Raw genomic sequence first — 19,638 nt, 5'->3', positions numbered from 1 at the left:
CCGTTCCCATACCGAACACGGAAGTTAAGCTCTCTAGCGCCGATGGTAGTTGGGACCTTGTCCCTGTGAGAGTAGGACGTCGCCAAGCAAGATAAAAACACAAGTCTTTTGACTTGTGTTTTTTTGTTTTTAAACAGTACATGAAAGAAGTAAAGGGAATACATAAGTAATACAAACACGTTGCCCAAGAATAAATCATATTATATAAGAAATTGATGTATATTTTCCAGAAATTTGTTAAGGAATAGAGGTATATAATATGTTTATTTAAAAAGGGAGGAAAGATTATGAAATTACCAAGTGAAATTTGCATTGTTTGTGAGACAAAAAGAGGGGAAGGAATATATGTATATAATAATTTAATATGTTACGAGTGCGAAAGAAATCTGGTGAATACTGAGACAACTGACCCGAAGTATATACATTATTTAAAACAACTGCGAAAATTAGAAGTATCATATTTTTAAATAGGCATTATGCCTATTATTTTTTTTGCCCTAATATCTGTATAATAGATACAGAATGAATAATAAGGAAGATATATATATATGAATCAAAATCGTATGCCTTTATATGAGGCGCTAATGGAATTTAAAGAAAGGCGACTACTATCTTTTCATGTTCCGGGTCATAAGAATGGTTTAAACTTCCCTCAGAAAGCTTCAGGGGGGTTTAAGGACATATTATCAATTGATGTAACAGAGTTAACAGGATTAGATGATTTACATAGCCCGTTTGAATGTATAGATGAAGCACAGCAATTATTAGCTGAAGTATATGGCGTGCACAAAAGTTATTTTTTAATTAATGGTTCAACAGTTGGAAATTTAGCAATGATTTTGTCTTGCTGCGGCGAACATGATATTGTCCTCGTACAAAGAAATTGTCATAAATCGATCATTAATGGTTTGAAATTAGCAGGGGCTAATCCGGTCTTTTTAAATCCATGGATTGATGAAGTACATAACGTACCAGTAGGTGTTCATGATGAAATTATTAAGGAGGCAATTACAAAGTATCCAAATGCAAAAGCACTTATTTTAACACATCCTAATTACTATGGTATGGGAATTGATTTAGAGGCAAGTATCGCTTACGCACATGCACATAAAATTCCTGTTCTAGTAGATGAAGCACATGGGGCGCATTTTTGTATAGGGGACCCCTTCCCGAAGTCAGCATTAGTTTATGGTGCGGATATTGTGGTTCATTCCGCACATAAAACATTACCTGCGATGACAATGGGATCTTATTTACATATAAATAGCCGTTTGGTGAGCGAAGAAAAAGTTTCCTCCTATTTAAGTATGCTACAATCTAGTAGCCCATCGTATCCAATTATGGCTTCTCTTGATATAGCACGTTTTGCAATAGCAGTTATAAAGGAAGAGGGTCATGATGAAATCGTTGAGTTTTTACGCCGATTTAAAGAAGGATTGCGATCTATCCCACAAATAGCCATTTTGCAATATCCATCGCAAGATGAATTAAAAGTTACGGTGCAAACTCGCTGTCAGTTATCGGGGTATGAATTACAGTCTGTATTTGAAAAAGTCGGTATATATACGGAAATGGCAGATCCATATAACGTCCTATTTATATTACCGTTACAAGTAAATGAGGGGTATATGAAAGCTATAGAGATCATTCGATTAGCTATGCAGCAATATAAGGTAAAAGACAAGATAGCATCAATTCGTTATACTTATAAAGGGGAGATTTCCCCTTTACCGTATACGTATAAACAATTAGAGAGATACGAAACGAAGTTAGTATCTATAGAAGAAGCCGTTGGTATGATAGCTGCAGAAATGGTGATTCCGTATCCACCTGGAATTCCATTGATCATGTATGGAGAGAGAATTACTCAAGAACATACAAAGCAAATTACTCATTTAGAGAAAACAGGGGCTCGTTTTCAAGGTAGTACGAAATATATGAACGTGTATGATATAGAAAGTAGGTTTTAGGATGAAGGGATTATTTGTAACAATTGAAGGGCCAGAAGGTTCGGGTAAAACAACATTAATTAAAAGTTTATTACCATATTTTGAGCAAAAGGAACAAAAGGTAATGGCGACCAGAGAACCGGGTGGTATTGCAATTTCTGAAGATATTAGAACAATTTTACATAAACAAGAGTATACGATGATGGAAGCACGTACAGAGGCGCTCTTATATGCTGCTGCACGTAGACAACATTTAGTGGAAAAAGTTATGCCAGCACTTGAGGAAAACTATCTTGTACTATGTGATCGTTTTATAGATAGCTCTTTAGCATATCAAGGATATGCAAGAGGCTTAGGTATGGATAAAGTATTTGAAATTAATCGTTTCGCAACGGAAGATTGTATGCCTAGTTTAACAATCTATTTAGATATTGAGCCAGAGGTAGGTTTAGCACGAATTGGAAAAGATGCAGGACGTGAAGTAAATCGACTAGATATGGAAGATATCTCTTTCCATAAACGTGTGCGTGAAGGGTATTTACAAGTTGTAGAGCGTTTCTCTAATCGCATTGTATTAGTAAATGCTGATCAACCAATGAAAAAACTTATAGAAGAAGTTGTTCAGATTATAGAAGATAAATTGTTATAATAGAAGGAAAGAATGAAATAAGTGAGGTATGCAGTATGATAAATACGTGGGAGCAGCTTTCTGCTATACAGCCCATCGGTGTCAAAATGTTGATGAATAGCATTGCAAAAGAGCGTATATCCCACGCTTACTTGTTAGAGGGAGGGAAAGGGACTGGGAAGTTCGCCACAGCAATTCAAATGGCAAAAAGTTTTCTCTGTTCACAAAGAAATGGTGTAGAGCCTTGTCATGTATGTACGAATTGTCGCCGAATTGATTCAGGTAACTACCCAAACTTACATATTGTAAAACCAGATGGATTATCTATTAAAAAACAGCAAATTCATGATTTACAAGAAGAGTTTTCAAAAACAGGATTAGAAGCAAATAAAAAAGTATATATTATTGAGCATGCAGATCGTATGACAGCAAATGCAGCGAATACGCTCTTAAAGTTTTTAGAAGAACCAAGTAGTGATACAACAGCTATTTTACTTACTGAACAAAGTCATCAGATTTTAAATACAATCTTATCTCGTTGTCAAGTTGTTACGTTTAGGCCGTTGCCTACAGAATCTTTAATTAAGAGGTTAAAGGAAGAAGGTATTACAGTTTCTTTATCTACACTTGCTGCGCAGCTTACAAATAGTTTTGAAGAAGCTTTATTAATGTGTAATGATGAATGGTTTGCACAAGCGAGAGCTTTAGTGATAAAATTATGTGAAGCACTCGAAAAAGATAAGGCCTCTATTTTTTTTGTACAAGAAAAATGGGGGAAGCACTTTGGAGAGAAAGAACAATTACAGCAAGGCTTAGATATGTTACTCCTTATTTATAAGGATTTATTATATGTTCAACTTGGAGAAGAAGATCGTCTTGTTTTTCATGAGCAGAAAGAGATGTTTGAATCCTTTTCTTATGCTCAGAAGCGCATTGTATCAGCTCTCTTTAATATATTAGAGGCAAAAAATAGAATCAACGCTAATGTAAATGCGCAGCTTGTGTTCGAACAGTTAGTGTTGCGGTTGCAGGAGGGATGACCGTTTTGTATGATGTAGTAGGTGTTCGCTTTAAGAAGGCCGGAAAGGTATATTACTTTGATCCAAATCAGTTCGATATCTCAGAAAATGAGTTTGTAATTGTAGAAACGGTAAGAGGTATTGAGTACGGAAAAGTAGTTATTACCAAAAAGCAAGTTGATGAAAATGATGTTGTATTACCGCTAAAAAAAGTTATTCGTATTGCAAATGAAAATGATCGTACCATTGTTGAAGAGAATAGGCATGCTGCGAAAGAAGCATATCAAGTTTGTCAACAAAAGGTAGGAGAACATAATCTTGATATGAAGCTTGTAGATGTAGAGTATACGTTCGATCGTAATAAGATTATTTTTTACTTTACTGCGGATGGTCGGATTGATTTCCGGGAACTAGTGAAAGACTTAGCGGCAATTTTTAGGACAAGAATTGAGCTGAGACAGATCGGCGTTCGTGACGAAGCAAAAATGCTTGGTGGTATTGGTCCATGTGGTCGTATGCTTTGTTGTTCTACTTTTTTAGGAGATTTTGAACCTGTATCCATTAAAATGGCAAAGGATCAAAATTTATCATTAAATCCTGCAAAAATCTCTGGTTTATGTGGTCGCTTAATGTGTTGCTTAAAATATGAGAATGATGAATATGAGGCAGCAAAGGAACAGCTTCCTGATTTAGATCAACGTATACAAACACCGCACGGTACTGGCCGTGTTATCGGATTAAATATTTTAGAAAGATTAATTCAAGTGGAACTAGTAGACAAGGAACGGATAGTAGAATATACGTTAGATGAATTAATGAATAAAGGGGTCGTTTCGAGTCAAACCACAGATTAATGAGGTGGGTGCTTGTGGAGAAAAAGGATATTTTTGCATCGGTTTCTAGTATGGAAGAGCAAATTGGACATTTATACAAACAGTTGGGAGAATTAAAACAACATCTTGCAGAATTATTGGAAGAAAACCAACATATAAAAATGGAAAATGAAAATTTGCGACATCGTTTTGAAGAAGTGCAGAACAAGGAAAAACAAAAAACTCAAAAACGCAAAGAAATGAAGGCGAAGACAGATATTGGTGAAGGCTACGATAATCTAGCGAGACTATATCAAGAAGGTTTTCATATTTGCAATCTACATTATGGAAGTGTACGTAAAGAGGGAGATTGTTTATTCTGTCTGTCATTTTTAAATAAAAAGTGAGATTACCTTTCCAATATAATTGGAAAGGTAATTTTTTATACATGAGAGTAGAATGAAATTTATTTTTACATTAATAGAAGATGAAATAGGGTAGGTTAAGTGTAAGAAAGGGAGCAATATATGAATTTATATGAAGATGAGCGTTTAGATTACTTATTAGCGCAAGATATGAAGATTGTACAAAGTCCATCAGTATTTAATTTTTCTTTGGATGCTGTTTTACTTGCAGATTTTGCTTGGGTGCCAATTCAAAAAGGTAATTTACTTGATTTGTGTACAGGTAACGCAGTTATCCCTCTTTTATTAAGTACAAGGACAAAAGGGAAGATTACAGGTGTAGAAATTCAAGAGCGCTTATATGATATGGGAATAAGAAGCGTTCAATACAATAATTTAGCAGAAAGAATTCATTTAATCCATGGAGATTTGAAAGATATGCCGGAGAAACTTGGACGTCATCAATATGATGTTGTAACATGTAATCCTCCTTATTTTCAAACACCACAAACTTCTGAGAAGAATATGAATGAACATTTAGCGATAGCTCGTCATGAAATTATGTGCACACTAGAAGATGTTGTATACGCAAGTAGCCAGCTAGTGAAACAGGGTGGGAAAGTAGCATTTGTACATCGTCCAGGTCGTTTGCTCGACATCGTCACATTAATGCGTAAATACAAAATTGAACCGAAACGTGTGCGATTGGTTTATCCTAAGGCTGGTAAAGAAGCGAATACATTGTTAATTGAAGGAATTAAGGATGGGAATGCAGATTTAAAAATCTTACCACCTCTTTTTGTATATGAAGAAAACAATGAATATACAAAGGAGCTTCGTTCAATTTTATATGGAGAAGAATAAGCATTGTTTTTATGTGGTGGAGTGTTCTGATGGAAGTTATTATGCTGGATACACGAATCATATAGAAAAACGGATTCAGACCCATAATAGTGGAAAAGGTGCTAGATATACACGCGCTAGACTTCCAGTTGTTTTAAAATATGTAGAGGATTACGAGGATAAACGAACAGCTATGCAAGCTGAGTATCACTTTAAGCAGTTAACGAGGAAAAAAAAAGAAGAATATATGCAAAAAGGAGAACGCTATGTGGCAGCAAAAAAGCTTTCAGCAAAATGAAAAGGGAGTTTTATATTTAGTACCGACTCCAATCGGAAATTTAGAGGATATGACATTTCGTGCAATCCGAATTTTAAAAGAGGCAGACATTATTGCAGCGGAAGATACAAGGCAAACGAAGAAACTTTGTAATTACTTTGAAATTGAAACACCAGTTATGAGTTATCATGAGCATAATAAAGGAGTAAGTGGACGGAAAATTTTAGATAAGTTAGAAGAAGGTAAGACTGTAGCCATTGTGAGCGATGCTGGTATGCCATGTATTTCAGATCCTGGTTATGATATCGTTGTAGAGGCTGTAGCAGAACAATATCATGTTATCCCGCTTCCTGGGGCAAATGCAGCCCTTACAGCATTGATTGCATCAGGACTTGAGACAAAACATTTTTATTTCTATGGTTTCCTGCAAAGAAATAAAAAGGGACGTAAGCTTGAATTAGAAAAACTACGCTATATTCCAACTACAATGATGTTTTATGAGGCGCCACATCGTTTAGATGATACTTTAATCTCTATGCAAGAAGTATTAGGAAATAGGGAAATCGTATTATGTCGTGAGCTAACGAAAAAATTTGAAGAGTTTATTCGTGGAACAATTGAAGAAGCGATTGAGTGGACGAAGCAAAATGAAGTTCGTGGTGAGTTTTGTATTTTAGTAGCAGGTTCAACAGAAGAACCTACTCCAGAAGAACAATGGTGGGAATCTATTTCAGTATATAATCATATTGAACATTATATAAATGAAAAAGGTATGAATTCAAAAGAAGCGATAAAAACAGTCGCTAAAGACCGAGATTTGTCGAAACGAGACGTATATCAAATCTATCATGTGGATAAAAAATAAGCTTCTCATAATTGAGAAGCTTATTTTGCTGTTTCGATATAATCTTGAAGTTCGTTTAAGACTTGTTCAGCGCCTTCTTTACTTAAGATAATTTTACCTTCAGCTAAAGATAGGTTACCATCAGATACTTCACCAGTTACTTGGCAAGTCATGTTTGGTTTATATTTCTTTAAGATGATTTTTTCATCATCAACGTAGATTTCAAGAGCATCCTTTTCTGCAATACCTAAAGTACGGCGTAATTCGATTGGAATTACTACACGACCTAATTCATCAACTTTACGAACGATACCAGTAGATTTCATAATTCTTTTCCTCCTAAATAAATAGTTTATAAGTTTCGAGTCTATTTTTTTGATTCGTCATTTTTCGACAAAATACCCTATGGACATATGATACCAATCATTTACATTTCCGTCAATTATTAAATTCTATATTTTTAAAAAAGATTTATAGATTTTTATACTTCTTATATATGATAGAATGTAAGTCATTTCTACAATTGTTTTGTATTATTTTTTATAATGTTTATACTTTTCGGGAAATATATTGTATATTTTTTTGAATATGAGTAATAGATGATAAAGATATCGAGCATTAACTCGTTTTTATCCCGCATTAACGAGCAGTAAGACTCCCACTTTAAAATTTAGCCGGAGCAAAGAAGTTAAGTGGGAGATCAACTGCTCGTAAAAGCCCGATTGGTGTGAGCTAATAATCCATGGGGGATGAACCCTCCCCACGGATTAAAGTTTCACTTTATATATGAGTTTTTGATATACTGTTTATAAATACATATGAGGTTATTCGGGAGGTCCAAAACGATGAAAGAGGAAAATAAGTCCTTTTATATTACTACCCCAATTTATTATCCAAGTGGAAAGTTACACATTGGACATGCTTATACGACAGTAGCAGGAGATGCGATGGCACGATATAAGCGTATGCAAGGATACAATGTTCATTATTTAACAGGAACTGATGAGCATGGACAGAAGATCCAAAAGAAAGCAGAAGAACTAAATGTTACACCACAGGCATATGTGGATAACATTGTATCAGGGATTAAAGAACTTTGGGAGAAGATGGATATCTCTTATGATGATTTTATTCGTACAACTGAAGATCGTCATAAAGATGTTGTTGAGAAAATCTTCAAGCAGCTAGTAGATCAAGGCGATATTTATCTTGATGAATATGAAGGTTGGTATTCTGTACAGGATGAAACATTCTATACAGCGCATCAATTAGTAGATCCAATTATGGAAGGTGACAAAGTAGTTGGTGGAAAAAGCCCAGATAGTGGTCACGCTGTAGAACTTGTTCGCGAAGAGTCTTATTTCTTTAGAATGGGTAAATATGTAGACCGACTATTAAAGTTCTATGAAGATAACCCTCATTTCATTCAGCCGGAGTCCCGTAAAAATGAAATGATTAATAACTTCATTAAACCAGGATTAGAAGATTTAGCTGTTTCTCGTACTTCATTTGACTGGGGAGTTCGTGTTCCAGGTAACCCAAAACACGTTATTTACGTATGGGTAGATGCGTTGTCTAATTACATTACTGCATTAGGATATGGAACAGAAAATGAAGAGAAGTATAAAAAATTCTGGCCAGCAGATGTCCATTTAGTTGGGAAAGAAATCGTTCGTTTCCACACAATTTATTGGCCAATTATTTTAATGGCTTTAGATTTACCACTTCCGAAGAAAGTCTTTGCTCATGGCTGGATTTTAATGAAGGATGGAAAAATGAGTAAGTCAAAAGGAAACGTAGTAGATCCAGTTACACTAATTGATCGTTACGGATTAGATGCATTGCGTTACTACTTACTTCGCGAAGTTCCATTTGGATCTGATGGAGTATTCACACCAGAAGGATTTGTTGAACGAATCAACTTTGATTTAGCGAATGATTTAGGTAACTTATTAAATCGTACAGTAGCTATGATTGATAAATACTTTAACGGGGAAATCCCTGCATTTAAAGCAAATGTAACTGAGTTCGATGAAACGTTAGTGACATTTGCCAAAGATACATTGAAAAAAGTAGAAGAGGCAATGGAGAATATGGAATTCTCTGTAGCGCTAAGTTCCATTTGGCAATTAGTTAGCCGTACGAACAAATATATTGATGAAACGCAGCCGTGGGTATTAGCGAAGGATGAGAATGATCGCGAAAAACTTGCGTCTGTAATGGCCCACTTAGCTGAGGTACTTCGTCAAACAGGTATTATGCTTATGCCATTCCTAACAGTAGCACCAAGTAAGATGTTTGCTCAACTTGGACTTACTGAAGAGGCGCATAAATCTTGGGAAAGCCTATCTACAATTGGATGTATTCCAGCTGGAACAAAAGTAGAAAAAGGAAACCCAATCTTCCCTCGTTTGGAAATGGAAGTAGAAGTGGGGTATATTAAAGAACAAATGCAAGGTTCTGCTCCTAAAATAGAAGAGAAAAAAGCAGAAGAACCAAAGGCAGAAGAAATTACAATTGATGATTTCTTTAAAGTAGAATTACGAGTAGCTGAAGTAATATCCGCTGAACCTGTGAAAAAAGCAGATAAGTTGTTAAAAATTCAGCTTGATTTAGGTACAGAGAAGCGCCAAGTGGTTTCTGGGATTGCTAAATTCTATTCCTCAGAAGAACTAAAAGGTAAAAAGGTTATTTGTGTAACGAATTTAAAACCTGTAAAATTACGTGGTGAATTATCACAAGGTATGATTTTAGCAGGTGAAGAGAATGGCGTATTGTCATTAGCATCAATTGACCAGAATTTACCAAATGGTACAAAAATCAAGTAATTGAGACAAGAAAAGAGATGTTTCACGTGTAACATTGGTGAAGCGTCTTTTTTCTTTTTACATTCCGTTTTTTGCATTAAAATTGAAGTATTGTTATCGTTAAGTTAGAAAGAGTGTAGTTTTTCTATGAGAGAATTGATTTCAATATAAAAGGAGTTATTTATTATGTTGTTTGATACACATTCACATTTAAATGCAGAGCAATTTGAAGAAGATTTACAAGAAGTTATCGCGAGAATGAAAGAAGCGGGAGTTACATATACAGTTGTTGTTGGATTTGATGAAGTAACGATAAAGAAAGCAATTGAATTAGCAGAGGCTTATGATTTTATTTACGCTGCAGTTGGATGGCATCCTGTTGATGCAATCGATATGAAAGAAGAACATTTAGCTTGGTTAGAAGAATTAGCGGCTCATCCTAAAGTAGTTGCAATTGGGGAAATGGGATTAGATTATCACTGGGATAAGTCTCCAAAAGAAATACAGAAGGAAGTATTCCGTAAACAAATTGCATTAGCGAAAAAGGTGAAATTACCGATTATTATACATAACCGCGATGCAACTCAAGATATTGTTGATATCCTAGAGGAAGAGAATGCAGCTGAAGTAGGGGGCATTATGCATTGCTTTAGCGGTAGTGTAGAAGTAGCGCAGCGATGTGTCGATATGAACTTTTTAATTTCATTAGGTGGGCCAGTAACATTTAAAAATGCCAAGAAACCGAAAGAAGTTGCTATGGAGATTCCGTTAGAAAAATTATTGATAGAGACAGATTGCCCGTATTTAACACCACACCCATTTCGAGGAAAACGAAATGAACCTAGTTATGTAAAACTGGTAGCAGAAGAAATTGCGAATTTAAAAGGAATTTCTTATGACGAAGTAGCACAAGTAACAACAAAGAATGCCAAATCCTTATTTGGTGTTGAATAAAAAAGAATGGGGAGTCCCATTCTTTTTTTGTTTTTTGAGAAGAGAGATAGTAGAAGTGATAAGAACCCACTATTTACTCATAACATAAGTGTAGAAATATTGCGGATAAATTAAGATGGAGATAGAAGTGTTACAATAAGGATAGTGAACAAAGATTTTTCTCTTCTACTTTTTAAAATGTACGATTGGGAAAATAATAATGGAAAAGTCGTCATTTTTTTGTTTTACTAAGTAGAGATGAAAAGAGTGTGGAGGCAAGCATGAAAATTAAAGAGATTATCGTTGTAGAAGGTAAAGATGATACAGTTGCGATTAAACGTGCTGTTGATGCGGATACAATCGAAACGAACGGTTCAGCAATCGGTGATCACGTTATTGAGCAAGTTAAATTAGCGCAGCAAAAACGAGGCGTTATTATTTTCACAGATCCGGATTATCCTGGAGAGCGTATTCGAAAAATTATTTCTGACAAGGTTCCTGGATGTAAGCATGCTTTTTTAACGAAGGAAGAAGCACTTGCTAAAAGGAAAAAAGGTGTTGGAATCGAACATGCTTCTAATGAGTCGATTCGCCGTGCTTTAGAGAATATACATGAAGAAATGGAAGCTTACACAAGTGAAATTAGTTGGAGTGATCTAGTCGATGCGGGCTTAGTGGGCGGAGAAATGGCAAAGAGTCGCAGAGAAAGAGTGGGTAAGCTATTAAAGATTGGTTATACAAACGCAAAACAGTTACATAAACGTTTACAAATGTTTCAGGTTTCAAAGGAATCATTTGCAGAAGCTTATAAGCAAGTAATACAGGAGGAAAAAAAATGAAGGATATCGCAACACCAAATCGTACGAAAGACATTGTTGAAAAGTATGGATTTTCATTCAAAAAAAGTTTAGGACAAAATTTTTTAATTGATACGAATGTATTAAATCGTATCGTTGATCACGCAGAAATCGGTTCAGAAAGTGGCGCAATTGAAATTGGACCAGGTATCGGTGCGTTAACAGAGCAATTGGCGAAGCGTGCTAAAAAAGTAGTGGCTTTTGAAATTGATCAGAGATTATTACCAATTTTAGACGAGACGTTAGCTCCATATAGCAACGTTACAGTTATAAATAAAGATGTACTAAAAGCAGATGTACATGAAGTGTTTAGTGAGCAATTTGAAGAAGGACAAGATGTAATGGTAGTAGCTAACTTACCATACTATATTACAACGCCAATTTTATTTAAATTGCTTGAAGAAAAATTACCGGTTCGTGGATTTGTTGTTATGATGCAAAAAGAAGTTGGGGATCGTTTAGCTGCTAAACCAGGAACGAAAGAGTATGGTTCTTTATCAATTGCCATTCAGTATTATACAGAGGTAGAAACAGTTATGACTGTACCGCGTACAGTGTTTGTGCCACAACCAAATGTTGATTCTGCGATTATCCGTCTTCTAAAGCGTCCTAAACCAGTTGTAGAAGTGACAGATGAAACTTTCTTCTTTGAAGTAGTACGAGCGAGTTTCGCACAGCGTCGTAAAACTTTAATGAATAATTTATCAAATAATTTAAATGGTTTCCCGAAAGATAAAGAGCTGTTGGATCGAATTTTGACAGAAGTAGGAATTGATCCGAAGCGAAGAGGCGAAACGCTATCTATCGAAGAGTTTGCAACATTAAGTAATGCATTAATTCTTCATAAATTGTCATAAGAATATGAAAGGGACAGTTCAACTTGAGCTGTCCCTTTTGTCACCTTTCCTTTCCTAAATTCATACTTTAAAAACAGGTAAGATGGCCTAACGAGTTTGGAGGTAGGAGAATGGATTTACATGTTGGAGAATTAGTTGAACGATATTCTCATAATAGGGATATTCTTTTTCGTATTATAGAAATAAAAGGCGATATGGCAATATTATTTGGAGAGGAAATTAGACTTGTGGCGGATGCACCACTTGCAGATTTAGTTAGTATAGATCAACGAGAACATAAAAATAGAGTGAAGCGTGAAAAAGAAACGATGGAGCGTACTTACCGGTTGTTTCAGCAAGATTACGTGTTGATGAAACAAAGACATGAACATAATTCAACTGGTGGATATACAAGTGAAGTGAATTATTTTCAAATGCCAGGACGTGTATTGCATATAGATGGAGATCCTTTATATTTGCGCAAGTGCTTAGATTTATATAATAAAATAGGCGTTCCTGTTCAAGGTATTCATTGTAAGGAAACGGAGATGCATGAAAAGGTAGTAGACTTAATAGATCATTTTCGCCCAGACATTTTAGTTATTACAGGACATGATGCATATACAAAGTCAAAAGGAGTTATGGGAGATTTAGCAGCATATAGACATTCTAGACATTTTGTACAGGCCGTTCGAGAAGTGCGGAAAAAGTATCCATCGTTAGATCAACTCGTTATTTTTGCTGGGGCTTGTCAATCACACTTTGAGGCGTTGATTCGGGCAGGTGCTAATTTTGCTAGTTCACCGTCTAGAATTAATATTCATGCTCTAGATCCTGTATATGTAGTTGGCAAAATTAGTTTCACTTCATTTATGGAAAGAGTAAATGTATGGGACGTTGTGCGTAATACAATTACTGGCGAAAAGGGACTAGGCGGAATTGAAACAAGAGGGATTTTACGAACAGGATTGCCCTTTCAACATTATGACGAATGAGCAAGGTACATACGTATCTTGCTTTTTTATGTGGAAATGATTTAAATGAGTCTGGATAAAAAGCGGCAAGAACGTGCAGACTATACAATGATACTTTTAGAATATAGTATTTCTTCTATCTATTTGAACGCATGATGCTTTTATAATGATATTGTCTGTGAATTGCGGTTAATAATTGGGATAGATATATCGTGTTTTAAGTGTTCAATCTAAATTACAGCGAGGTGTAGCAAAGTATATGTCAAAACGTTTAGATGAAATTAAAAGCGAATTAGATCACCATCTTGGACAGCGACTTATGTTAAAGGCAAATAGTGGGAGAAGAAAAACTGTGGAGCAATCAGGTGTACTTGCAGAAACGTATCGTTCTGTGTTTGTTGTACAATTAGACCAGCAAGAAGATGCATTGCAACGTGTATCTTATAGTTATGCAGATGTTTTAACAGAGACAGTAGAGCTAACATTTTACGATGAATCTCAAAATGAAGTATTTTATAATTAATGTATTTTTTGTTACATATATTCCCATAAATGAAAAGCTATATTATTTTGCATACTAATTATACCGTAGCAAAATAAGGAGGGACTCTGCATTGAGTAGACGAAGAGGAGTCATGTCAAATCAATTTAAAGAAGAGCTTGCAAAAGAGCTTGGATTTTATGATGTTGTTCAGAAAGAAGGATGGGGCGGAATTCGTGCGAAAGATGCTGGTAATATGGTGAAACGTGCTATAGAAATTGCAGAACAGCAATTAATGAAACGAAACCAGTAGTTGTAAGATACTTTCTATGCTACGGTAGCCGAGGAGAGATTCCTCGGCTTTTTGCACGCTAAAAGGTGCCATCATTTGACATAAGTAGTTTCATTCTGAATGCTTTTCGATATAATTAGGGAAGTGTCATCGTCTTACTATAAATTTATGGTAAAATAAACGATAAAAGATTGAGTACATAGAGTGGGTGAATAGATTGAAGCTACTAGTGAAAGCACCAGCAAAGATTAATCTGTCGTTAGATGTACTGGGAAAAAGACAAGATGGATATCATGAAGTGAAAATGATTATGACAACAATCGACTTGGCAGATCGTTTAGAGCTAACGGAATTAGCAGAAGACCGTATTGAAATTTTGTCCCATAATCGGTATGTCCCAGACGACCAACGCAATTTAGCTTATCAAGCAGCGAAATTATTAAAAGTGAAGTTTAATGTAACAAAAGGTGTGTCTATTACTATTGAAAAAACGATTCCAGTAGCCGCTGGATTAGCAGGTGGAAGTAGTGATGCAGCAGCGACATTACGTGGCCTTAATAAGTTATGGAATTTAGGGCTAACAATCGATGAATTAGCAAAGCTTGGCGCAGAAATTGGATCAGATGTATCGTTCTGTGTATATGGTGGAACTGCTATTGCCACTGGAAGAGGAGAAGAAATTGAACATATAAAGACTCCGCCTTCTTGTTGGGTTGTTTTAGCAAAGCCCCACATTGGTGTATCTACTGCTGACGTGTACGGAAATTTAAAATTAAATCGTGTTACTCATCCAAATGTAGATAAAATGGTTGAAGTCATTAACCATGGCGATTATAAAGGAATTTGTGATACTGTTGGTAACGTTTTAGAAGATGTGACGTTTGCGATGCATCCCGAGGTTGCACGTATTAAATCACAGATGAAACGCTTTGGAGCAGATGCCGTATTAATGAGTGGAAGTGGCCCAACTGTATTTGGTCTTGTACACCATGATTCGCGAATGCACCGCATATATAACGGGTTAAAAGGATTTTGCGAGCAAGTATATGCAGTGCGTTTATTAGGAGAGCGAGAAACGCTTGAATAAAGACGTATAATACGTTATGATTTGTTTAGAATATTCGTGATTTGAGGTGAGAGTATGAAAATTAGACGAAGTACAAGATTGGTCGATCTGACGTATTACTTGTTACAAAATCCTCGTCAGCTAGTTTCTCTCACTTTTTTTGCTGAAAGGTATCAATCGGCTAAATCTTCCATTAGTGAAGATTTAGTTATTATTAAGCAAACGTTTGAACAACAAGGTGTCGGCACATTGCAAACGGTACCAGGAGCAGCAGGAGGAGTGAAATATATTCCTTATATAAGTGAAGAAGAGGCAAATCTGATTATTAACGAGCTTTGTAGCTTATTTGAAAACCCAGACCGTATTTTGCCTGGCGGTTACTTATATATGACGGATCTTTTAAGTAATCCTCGCCAGATTAATGGCGCAGGTCGTTTATTTGCTTCTGTTTTTGCTAGGCAACCAATTGATGCGGTTATGACGGTAGCGACAAAAGGAATTCCGCTTGCTTATGCAGTAGCGAACTACTTAGATGTACCGGTAGTAATTGCGAGAAAAGATAATAAGGTAACAGAAGGACCCACTGTTAGTATTAACTATGTATCAGGTTCCTCTAAGCGAATCCAAACGATGACTTTAGCAAAGCGTAGCCTTCCAGAAGGGTCCAATGTTTTAATTATTGATGACTTTATGAAAGCTGGCGGAACCATTCAAGGTATGATGAGCATGCTAGAAGAGTTTAAAGCTAATGTTGTTGGGATTGGCGTATTAGTAGAGTCTACGGATATTGAAGAAAGACTTATTAATAACTTTGTATCATTAATTCGTCTGTCAGAAGTTGATGTGAAAGAAAAAGCGATTCAAGTGGAAAAGGGGAATTATGCACTTGCACCATTTGATAAAGGGCTTGTAGAGGCTGAGTAAAAAGGTAAAGCAGATAGCTTTACCTTTTTTTATTCCTATTTATAAATTACAAAATAGATGGACAAACTGCCTTTGGTACACTATTTTTAAAGAGTAAAAATAAATAATAAAAGGGTGAAAAGTATGAAAGTTGTTCAAACAAGCAAAGCACCACAGGCAATCGGACCATATTCACAAGGGATTATTGTAAATAATATGTTCTATAGTTCAGGAAAAATTCCGTTAACGGCAAGTGGAGAACTTGTAACAGGAGATGTAACAGTACAAACAGAGCAAGTATTTGAAAATTTACAAGCGGTATTAGCAGAAGCAGGTGCTTCATTTGATACAGTGGTAAAAACAACAGTATTCTTGAAGGATATGGATGATTTTAATGCTGTTAATGAAGTATACGGTTCTTATTTCTCTACTCATAAACCAGCGCGTTCTTGTGTACAAGTAGCAAAATTACCGAAAGATGTTTCTGTTGAAATCGAAGTAATTGCCCTAGTTAAGTAACTCTTTGTAAGCGATAACCTCTACTAATCCTTATATTCAACTACAATAAAAATTTTTATCTTAAAAATTTTTAAAAAATTAAAGGGAAAATAGAAATTTTGTGGAATTTATACAAATATATCGCTTATTTAGAAAAGGGTGGTGAACACAAGATGGAAGTGACTGACGTAAGATTACGCCGCGTAAACACAGAAGGCCGCATGAGAGCAATTGCCTCTATTACTCTAGACCATGAATTTGTTGTTCATGATATTCGTGTAATTGATGGTAATAATGGATTATTTGTAGCAATGCCAAGTAAACGTACTCCAGATGGAGAATTCCGTGACATTGCACATCCAATTAATTCTAATACACGCTCTAAAATTCAAGATGCGGTTTTAACAGAGTATCATCGTTTAGGCGAGTTAGAAGAGGTTGAGTTTGAAGAAGCAGGCGCTTCGTAAAATTCGAATGAAAAGGGCTTTTGAAAGAAAGTCTTATAATTTTGTAGCAAACTCCTGTAAGCATTTACAGGAGTTTGTTTTTTTTTTGAATAATACACGTTTCTAATTATAAAAATTCATATTTTGAAAAAATAAAGATGAAAAACTTCTAATTTTTTCAAAATCATTTAAAATAGTATAGCTTATTCCTTAAAAAAGATACTAAAGAGTAAAACATCTTATAAGAATTATGGTAAAATTTAATAGTTATAATGTGTTTCTTGAAATATATGATGATTTAGGATAATATCGTTAATGGATAAATAGGTTGCGATGGAGGGTCTATATGTCAAACAGATTTGCAGTGATTCTAGCTGCAGGTAAAGGCACACGTATGAAGTCCAAGCTATACAAAGTGCTGCATCCTGTATGTGGAAAACCAATGGTACAACATGTAGTCAATGAAGTATCTCAATTAGGATTGCAGAAACTTGTAACAGTCGTTGGACATGGTGCTGAAAAGGTACAAGAACAGCTAGGAAACGTAAGTGAGTTTGCATTACAAGCAGAACAACTTGGTACAGCTCATGCTGTCGATCAAGCTGCAAGTGTACTTGCAAATGAAGAGGGAACAACTTTAGTTATTTGTGGTGATACACCTCTAATAACTGCTGAAACGATGGAAGCATTGCTTCAGCAACACGAAGAAGCGGGAGCAATGGCGACGGTACTAACAGCGTACATAGAAGAGCCTGCTGGATATGGCCGTATCGTTCGTAATGAGAATGGTCATGTTGAAAAGATTGTTGAGCATAAGGATGCAAATGAAAAAGAATTAGCTATTAAAGAAATCAATACAGGTACGTATTGTTTTGATAATAAAGCTTTATTTGCTTCACTTTCTAAAGTTTCAAATGATAATGTACAGGGCGAATATTACCTTCCGGACGTTATTGAAATTTTAAAAAATGAAGGTCATATTGTATCAGCTTATCAAACAGAGCACTTCGATGAAACGTTAGGTGTTAACGACAGAGTCGCTCTATCGCAAGCGGAAATTATTATGAAAAATCGTATCAACAGAAAGAACATGGTAAATGGTGTTACAATTATTGATCCAAGTAACACATACATTTCTGCGGATGCAATTATTGGTAGTGATACAGTTCTTCACCCAGGAACGGTTATTGAGGGGAACACTGTAATTGGTTCTGATTGTGAAATTGGACCGCATACAGTAATTCGCGATAGTGAAATTGGAGATCGTACGGTAATTCGTCAATCTACTGTACATGACAGCAAACTTGGTACAGAAGTATCAGTTGGTCCATTTGCACATATTCGCCCAGATTCAGTTATTGGAGATGAAGTGCGCGTTGGAAACTTCGTAGAAATCAAAAAAACTGTTTTTGGTAATAGAAGTAAAGCTTCACACTTAAGTTATATCGGGGATGCACAAGTTGGAGAAGACGTGAATCTTGGTTGTGGTTCAATTACGGTGAACTACGACGGCAAGAATAAATTTAAAACTGTAATTGGTAACGGGGTATTTATTGGATGTAATTCAAACCTTGTTGCTCCTGTAACAGTTGAAGATGGTGCTTATGTGGCAGCAGGCTCTACAATAACAGAGAATGTTCCATCAAAAGCATTATCAGTAGCACGTGCACGTCAAGTTAACAAAGAAGACTATGTTGATCAATTGCTGAATAAGAAAAAATCATAATGTGGAGGGTTAATCTAGATGTCGACTCAATATCTAAATTCTAATTTGAAAGTATTCTCTTTAAACTCTAATAAGGAACTTGCTGAGCAAATCGCAAAGCATATTGGAGTAGGACTAGGAAAATGTTCTGTTGATCGTTTTAGTGATGGAGAAGTTCAAATTAACATTGAAGAAAGTATCCGTGGTTGCGATGTATTCATTATTCAATCTACAAGCTTCCCAGTAAACGAACATATCATGGAATTACTTATTATGATTGATGCATTAAAACGTGCATCTGCAAAAACAATTAATATTGTTATTCCTTACTATGGTTATGCGCGTCAAGACCGTAAAGCGCGTTCTCGTGAACCAATTACATCGAAACTTGTAGCAAACTTGCTTGAAACAGCAGGTGCAACTCGTGTAATCACTCTAGATTTACATGCTCCGCAAATTCAAGGATTCTTTGATATCCCGATCGACCACTTAATGGGTGTACCGATTCTTTCAGACTACTTTGAAGCAAAAGGCCTTAAAGATATCGTAATCGTATCTCCTGATCACGGTGGTGTAACGCGTGCTAGAAAAATGGCGGATCGCCTAAAAGCGCCAATCGCTATTATTGATAAGCGTCGTCCTCGTCCGAATGTATCAGAGGTAATGAACATTATCGGTAACATCGAAGGCAAAACAGCAATTTTAATTGATGACATCATTGATACAGCTGGTACAATTACATTAGCAGCAAACGCTCTTGTTGAGAACGGTGCTTCTGAAGTATATGCTTGCTGTACACACCCAGTATTATCTGGTCCAGCAATTGAGCGTATTCAAAATTCGAATATTAAAGAGTTAGTTGTAACGAACTCTATCGTATTACCAGAAGAGAAGAAAATTGATAAAGTACATGAACTTTCAGTTGCTCCATTAATCGGAGAAGCAATCATTCGTGTATACGAAGAAGAATCTGTAAGTGTATTATTCAATTAATTGGATAGAATGAGACGTAACCAAGCTTGGTTACGTCTTTTCGTATCGAAAAAAGAAAGTAGTGGTACAAG

General features: G+C 35.7%; 23 protein-coding genes and 1 rRNA gene. 23 read left to right on the top strand and 1 reads right to left on the bottom strand.

All coding sequences use genetic code 11. The features are described from left to right. The 10 genes from rrf to rsmI form a co-directional block, all read left to right on the top strand. Positions 1 to 88 (top strand): 5S ribosomal RNA (gene rrf, locus B5P40_RS28420); the annotation flags it as partial. A gap of 199 nt (positions 89 to 287) precedes the next feature. Then, entirely contained in the window at positions 288 to 467 is a 180-nt protein-coding gene (locus B5P40_RS28415; RefSeq protein ID WP_002130199.1) for a sigma factor G inhibitor Gin, read from the top strand. A gap of 81 nt (positions 468 to 548) precedes the next feature. Then, complete coding sequence (locus B5P40_RS28410; protein ID WP_098636433.1) at positions 549 to 1,970, top strand: aminotransferase class I/II-fold pyridoxal phosphate-dependent enzyme; 1,422 nt, start codon at positions 549 to 551, stop codon at positions 1,968 to 1,970. 1 nt (position 1,971) lies between these two features. Beyond that, positions 1,972 to 2,598, top strand: coding sequence for a dTMP kinase (tmk, locus tag B5P40_RS28405; RefSeq protein WP_002009634.1), 627 nt, complete (start codon positions 1,972 to 1,974; stop codon positions 2,596 to 2,598). A 35-nt stretch (positions 2,599 to 2,633) separates the two neighbouring features. After that, positions 2,634 to 3,617 carry a DNA polymerase III subunit delta' gene (gene holB / locus B5P40_RS28400; RefSeq protein ID WP_113710299.1) on the top strand — a complete coding sequence of 328 codons (984 nt, stop codon included), beginning with the start codon at positions 2,634 to 2,636 and terminating at the stop codon, positions 3,615 to 3,617. Positions 3,618 to 3,622: 5 nt separating this feature from the next. Then, positions 3,623 to 4,450, top strand: a complete 828-nt coding sequence (locus B5P40_RS28395) for a PSP1 domain-containing protein (protein ID WP_002009637.1) — start codon at positions 3,623 to 3,625, stop codon at positions 4,448 to 4,450. Between the two features lie 14 nt (positions 4,451 to 4,464). After that, positions 4,465 to 4,815, top strand: coding sequence for a DNA replication initiation control protein YabA (gene yabA / locus B5P40_RS28390; RefSeq protein WP_002009639.1), 351 nt, complete (start codon positions 4,465 to 4,467; stop codon positions 4,813 to 4,815). 120 nt (positions 4,816 to 4,935) lie between these two features. Beyond that, on the top strand, positions 4,936 to 5,676 hold the full coding sequence (locus tag B5P40_RS28385; protein WP_113710298.1) for a tRNA1(Val) (adenine(37)-N6)-methyltransferase: 741 nt from the start codon (positions 4,936 to 4,938) through the stop codon (positions 5,674 to 5,676). Further along, on the top strand, positions 5,663 to 5,953 hold the full coding sequence (locus tag B5P40_RS28380; RefSeq protein ID WP_113710297.1) for a GIY-YIG nuclease family protein: 291 nt from the start codon (positions 5,663 to 5,665) through the stop codon (positions 5,951 to 5,953). The genes B5P40_RS28385 and B5P40_RS28380 overlap by 14 nt, the downstream gene beginning before the upstream one ends. Then, positions 5,922 to 6,797, top strand: coding sequence for a 16S rRNA (cytidine(1402)-2'-O)-methyltransferase (gene rsmI / locus B5P40_RS28375; RefSeq protein ID WP_113710296.1), 876 nt, complete (start codon positions 5,922 to 5,924; stop codon positions 6,795 to 6,797). Before B5P40_RS28380 ends, rsmI begins: the two co-directional genes overlap by 32 nt. 20 nt (positions 6,798 to 6,817) lie before the next feature. On the opposite strand, the gene B5P40_RS28370 is transcribed toward rsmI, so the two are convergent. Beyond that, positions 6,818 to 7,102: a transition state genes transcriptional regulator AbrB gene (locus tag B5P40_RS28370; RefSeq protein ID WP_000843037.1), complete on the bottom strand. Its 285-nt coding sequence runs from the start codon at positions 7,100 to 7,102 to the stop codon at positions 6,818 to 6,820. Positions 7,103 to 7,621: 519 nt separating this feature from the next. Between B5P40_RS28370 and metG the strand changes: the two genes are divergently transcribed. The 13 genes from metG (at position 7,622) to B5P40_RS28305 (ending at position 19,567) form a co-directional block, all read left to right on the top strand. Continuing rightward, the gene (gene metG, locus B5P40_RS28365; protein WP_412675364.1) at positions 7,622 to 9,604 is read left to right on the top strand and encodes a methionine--tRNA ligase; all 1,983 of its coding nucleotides are present in this window, start codon (positions 7,622 to 7,624) and stop codon (positions 9,602 to 9,604) included. 165 nt (positions 9,605 to 9,769) lie between these two features. Then, a complete protein-coding gene (locus tag B5P40_RS28360; RefSeq protein ID WP_002009645.1) occupies positions 9,770 to 10,537 on the top strand; it encodes a TatD family hydrolase in 768 nt (255 codons plus the stop codon). 260 nt (positions 10,538 to 10,797) lie between these two features. Further along, a complete protein-coding gene (gene rnmV / locus B5P40_RS28355) occupies positions 10,798 to 11,355 on the top strand; it encodes a ribonuclease M5 (protein WP_002029323.1) in 558 nt (185 codons plus the stop codon). Next, complete coding sequence (gene rsmA / locus B5P40_RS28350; RefSeq protein WP_002091590.1) at positions 11,352 to 12,230, top strand: 16S rRNA (adenine(1518)-N(6)/adenine(1519)-N(6))-dimethyltransferase RsmA; 879 nt, start codon at positions 11,352 to 11,354, stop codon at positions 12,228 to 12,230. The genes rnmV and rsmA overlap by 4 nt, the downstream gene beginning before the upstream one ends. Positions 12,231 to 12,340: 110 nt before the next feature. After that, positions 12,341 to 13,204, top strand: coding sequence for a sporulation peptidase YabG (yabG, locus tag B5P40_RS28345; RefSeq protein ID WP_002009651.1), 864 nt, complete (start codon positions 12,341 to 12,343; stop codon positions 13,202 to 13,204). Positions 13,205 to 13,442: 238 nt separating this feature from the next. After that, positions 13,443 to 13,706, top strand: coding sequence for a biofilm formation stimulator Veg (gene veg, locus B5P40_RS28340; RefSeq protein ID WP_002009653.1), 264 nt, complete (start codon positions 13,443 to 13,445; stop codon positions 13,704 to 13,706). Positions 13,707 to 13,797: 91 nt separating this feature from the next. Next, positions 13,798 to 13,977, top strand: a complete 180-nt coding sequence (gene sspF, locus B5P40_RS28335) for an acid-soluble spore protein SspF (protein WP_002094215.1) — start codon at positions 13,798 to 13,800, stop codon at positions 13,975 to 13,977. A gap of 196 nt (positions 13,978 to 14,173) precedes the next feature. After that, entirely contained in the window at positions 14,174 to 15,043 is an 870-nt protein-coding gene (gene ispE, locus B5P40_RS28330; RefSeq protein ID WP_113710294.1) for a 4-(cytidine 5'-diphospho)-2-C-methyl-D-erythritol kinase, read from the top strand. Between the two features lie 54 nt (positions 15,044 to 15,097). Further along, positions 15,098 to 15,946 (top strand): pur operon repressor, encoded by an 849-nt coding sequence (gene purR / locus B5P40_RS28325; RefSeq protein ID WP_002091587.1) that lies wholly within the window; start codon positions 15,098 to 15,100, stop codon positions 15,944 to 15,946. Positions 15,947 to 16,069: 123 nt separating this feature from the next. Continuing rightward, a complete protein-coding gene (locus tag B5P40_RS28320) occupies positions 16,070 to 16,444 on the top strand; it encodes a RidA family protein (protein ID WP_113710293.1) in 375 nt (124 codons plus the stop codon). Positions 16,445 to 16,596: 152 nt separating this feature from the next. Further along, a complete protein-coding gene (spoVG, locus tag B5P40_RS28315) occupies positions 16,597 to 16,890 on the top strand; it encodes a septation regulator SpoVG (RefSeq protein ID WP_000454042.1) in 294 nt (97 codons plus the stop codon). Between the two features lie 325 nt (positions 16,891 to 17,215). Next, positions 17,216 to 18,595: a bifunctional UDP-N-acetylglucosamine diphosphorylase/glucosamine-1-phosphate N-acetyltransferase GlmU gene (gene glmU / locus B5P40_RS28310; RefSeq protein WP_002091584.1), complete on the top strand. Its 1,380-nt coding sequence runs from the start codon at positions 17,216 to 17,218 to the stop codon at positions 18,593 to 18,595. Positions 18,596 to 18,613: 18 nt separating this feature from the next. Continuing rightward, positions 18,614 to 19,567, top strand: a complete 954-nt coding sequence (locus tag B5P40_RS28305; protein WP_002091580.1) for a ribose-phosphate diphosphokinase — start codon at positions 18,614 to 18,616, stop codon at positions 19,565 to 19,567. Positions 19,568 to 19,638 lie beyond the last annotated feature (71 nt).

Source organism: Bacillus sp. SRB_8 (assembly GCF_003264205.1).
Taxonomy (GTDB): Bacteria; Bacillota; Bacilli; order Bacillales; family Bacillaceae_G; genus Bacillus_A; species Bacillus_A mycoides.
The sequence above is the reverse complement of the archived record's forward strand: the minus strand, read 5'-3'. Positions and strand labels throughout refer to the sequence as shown.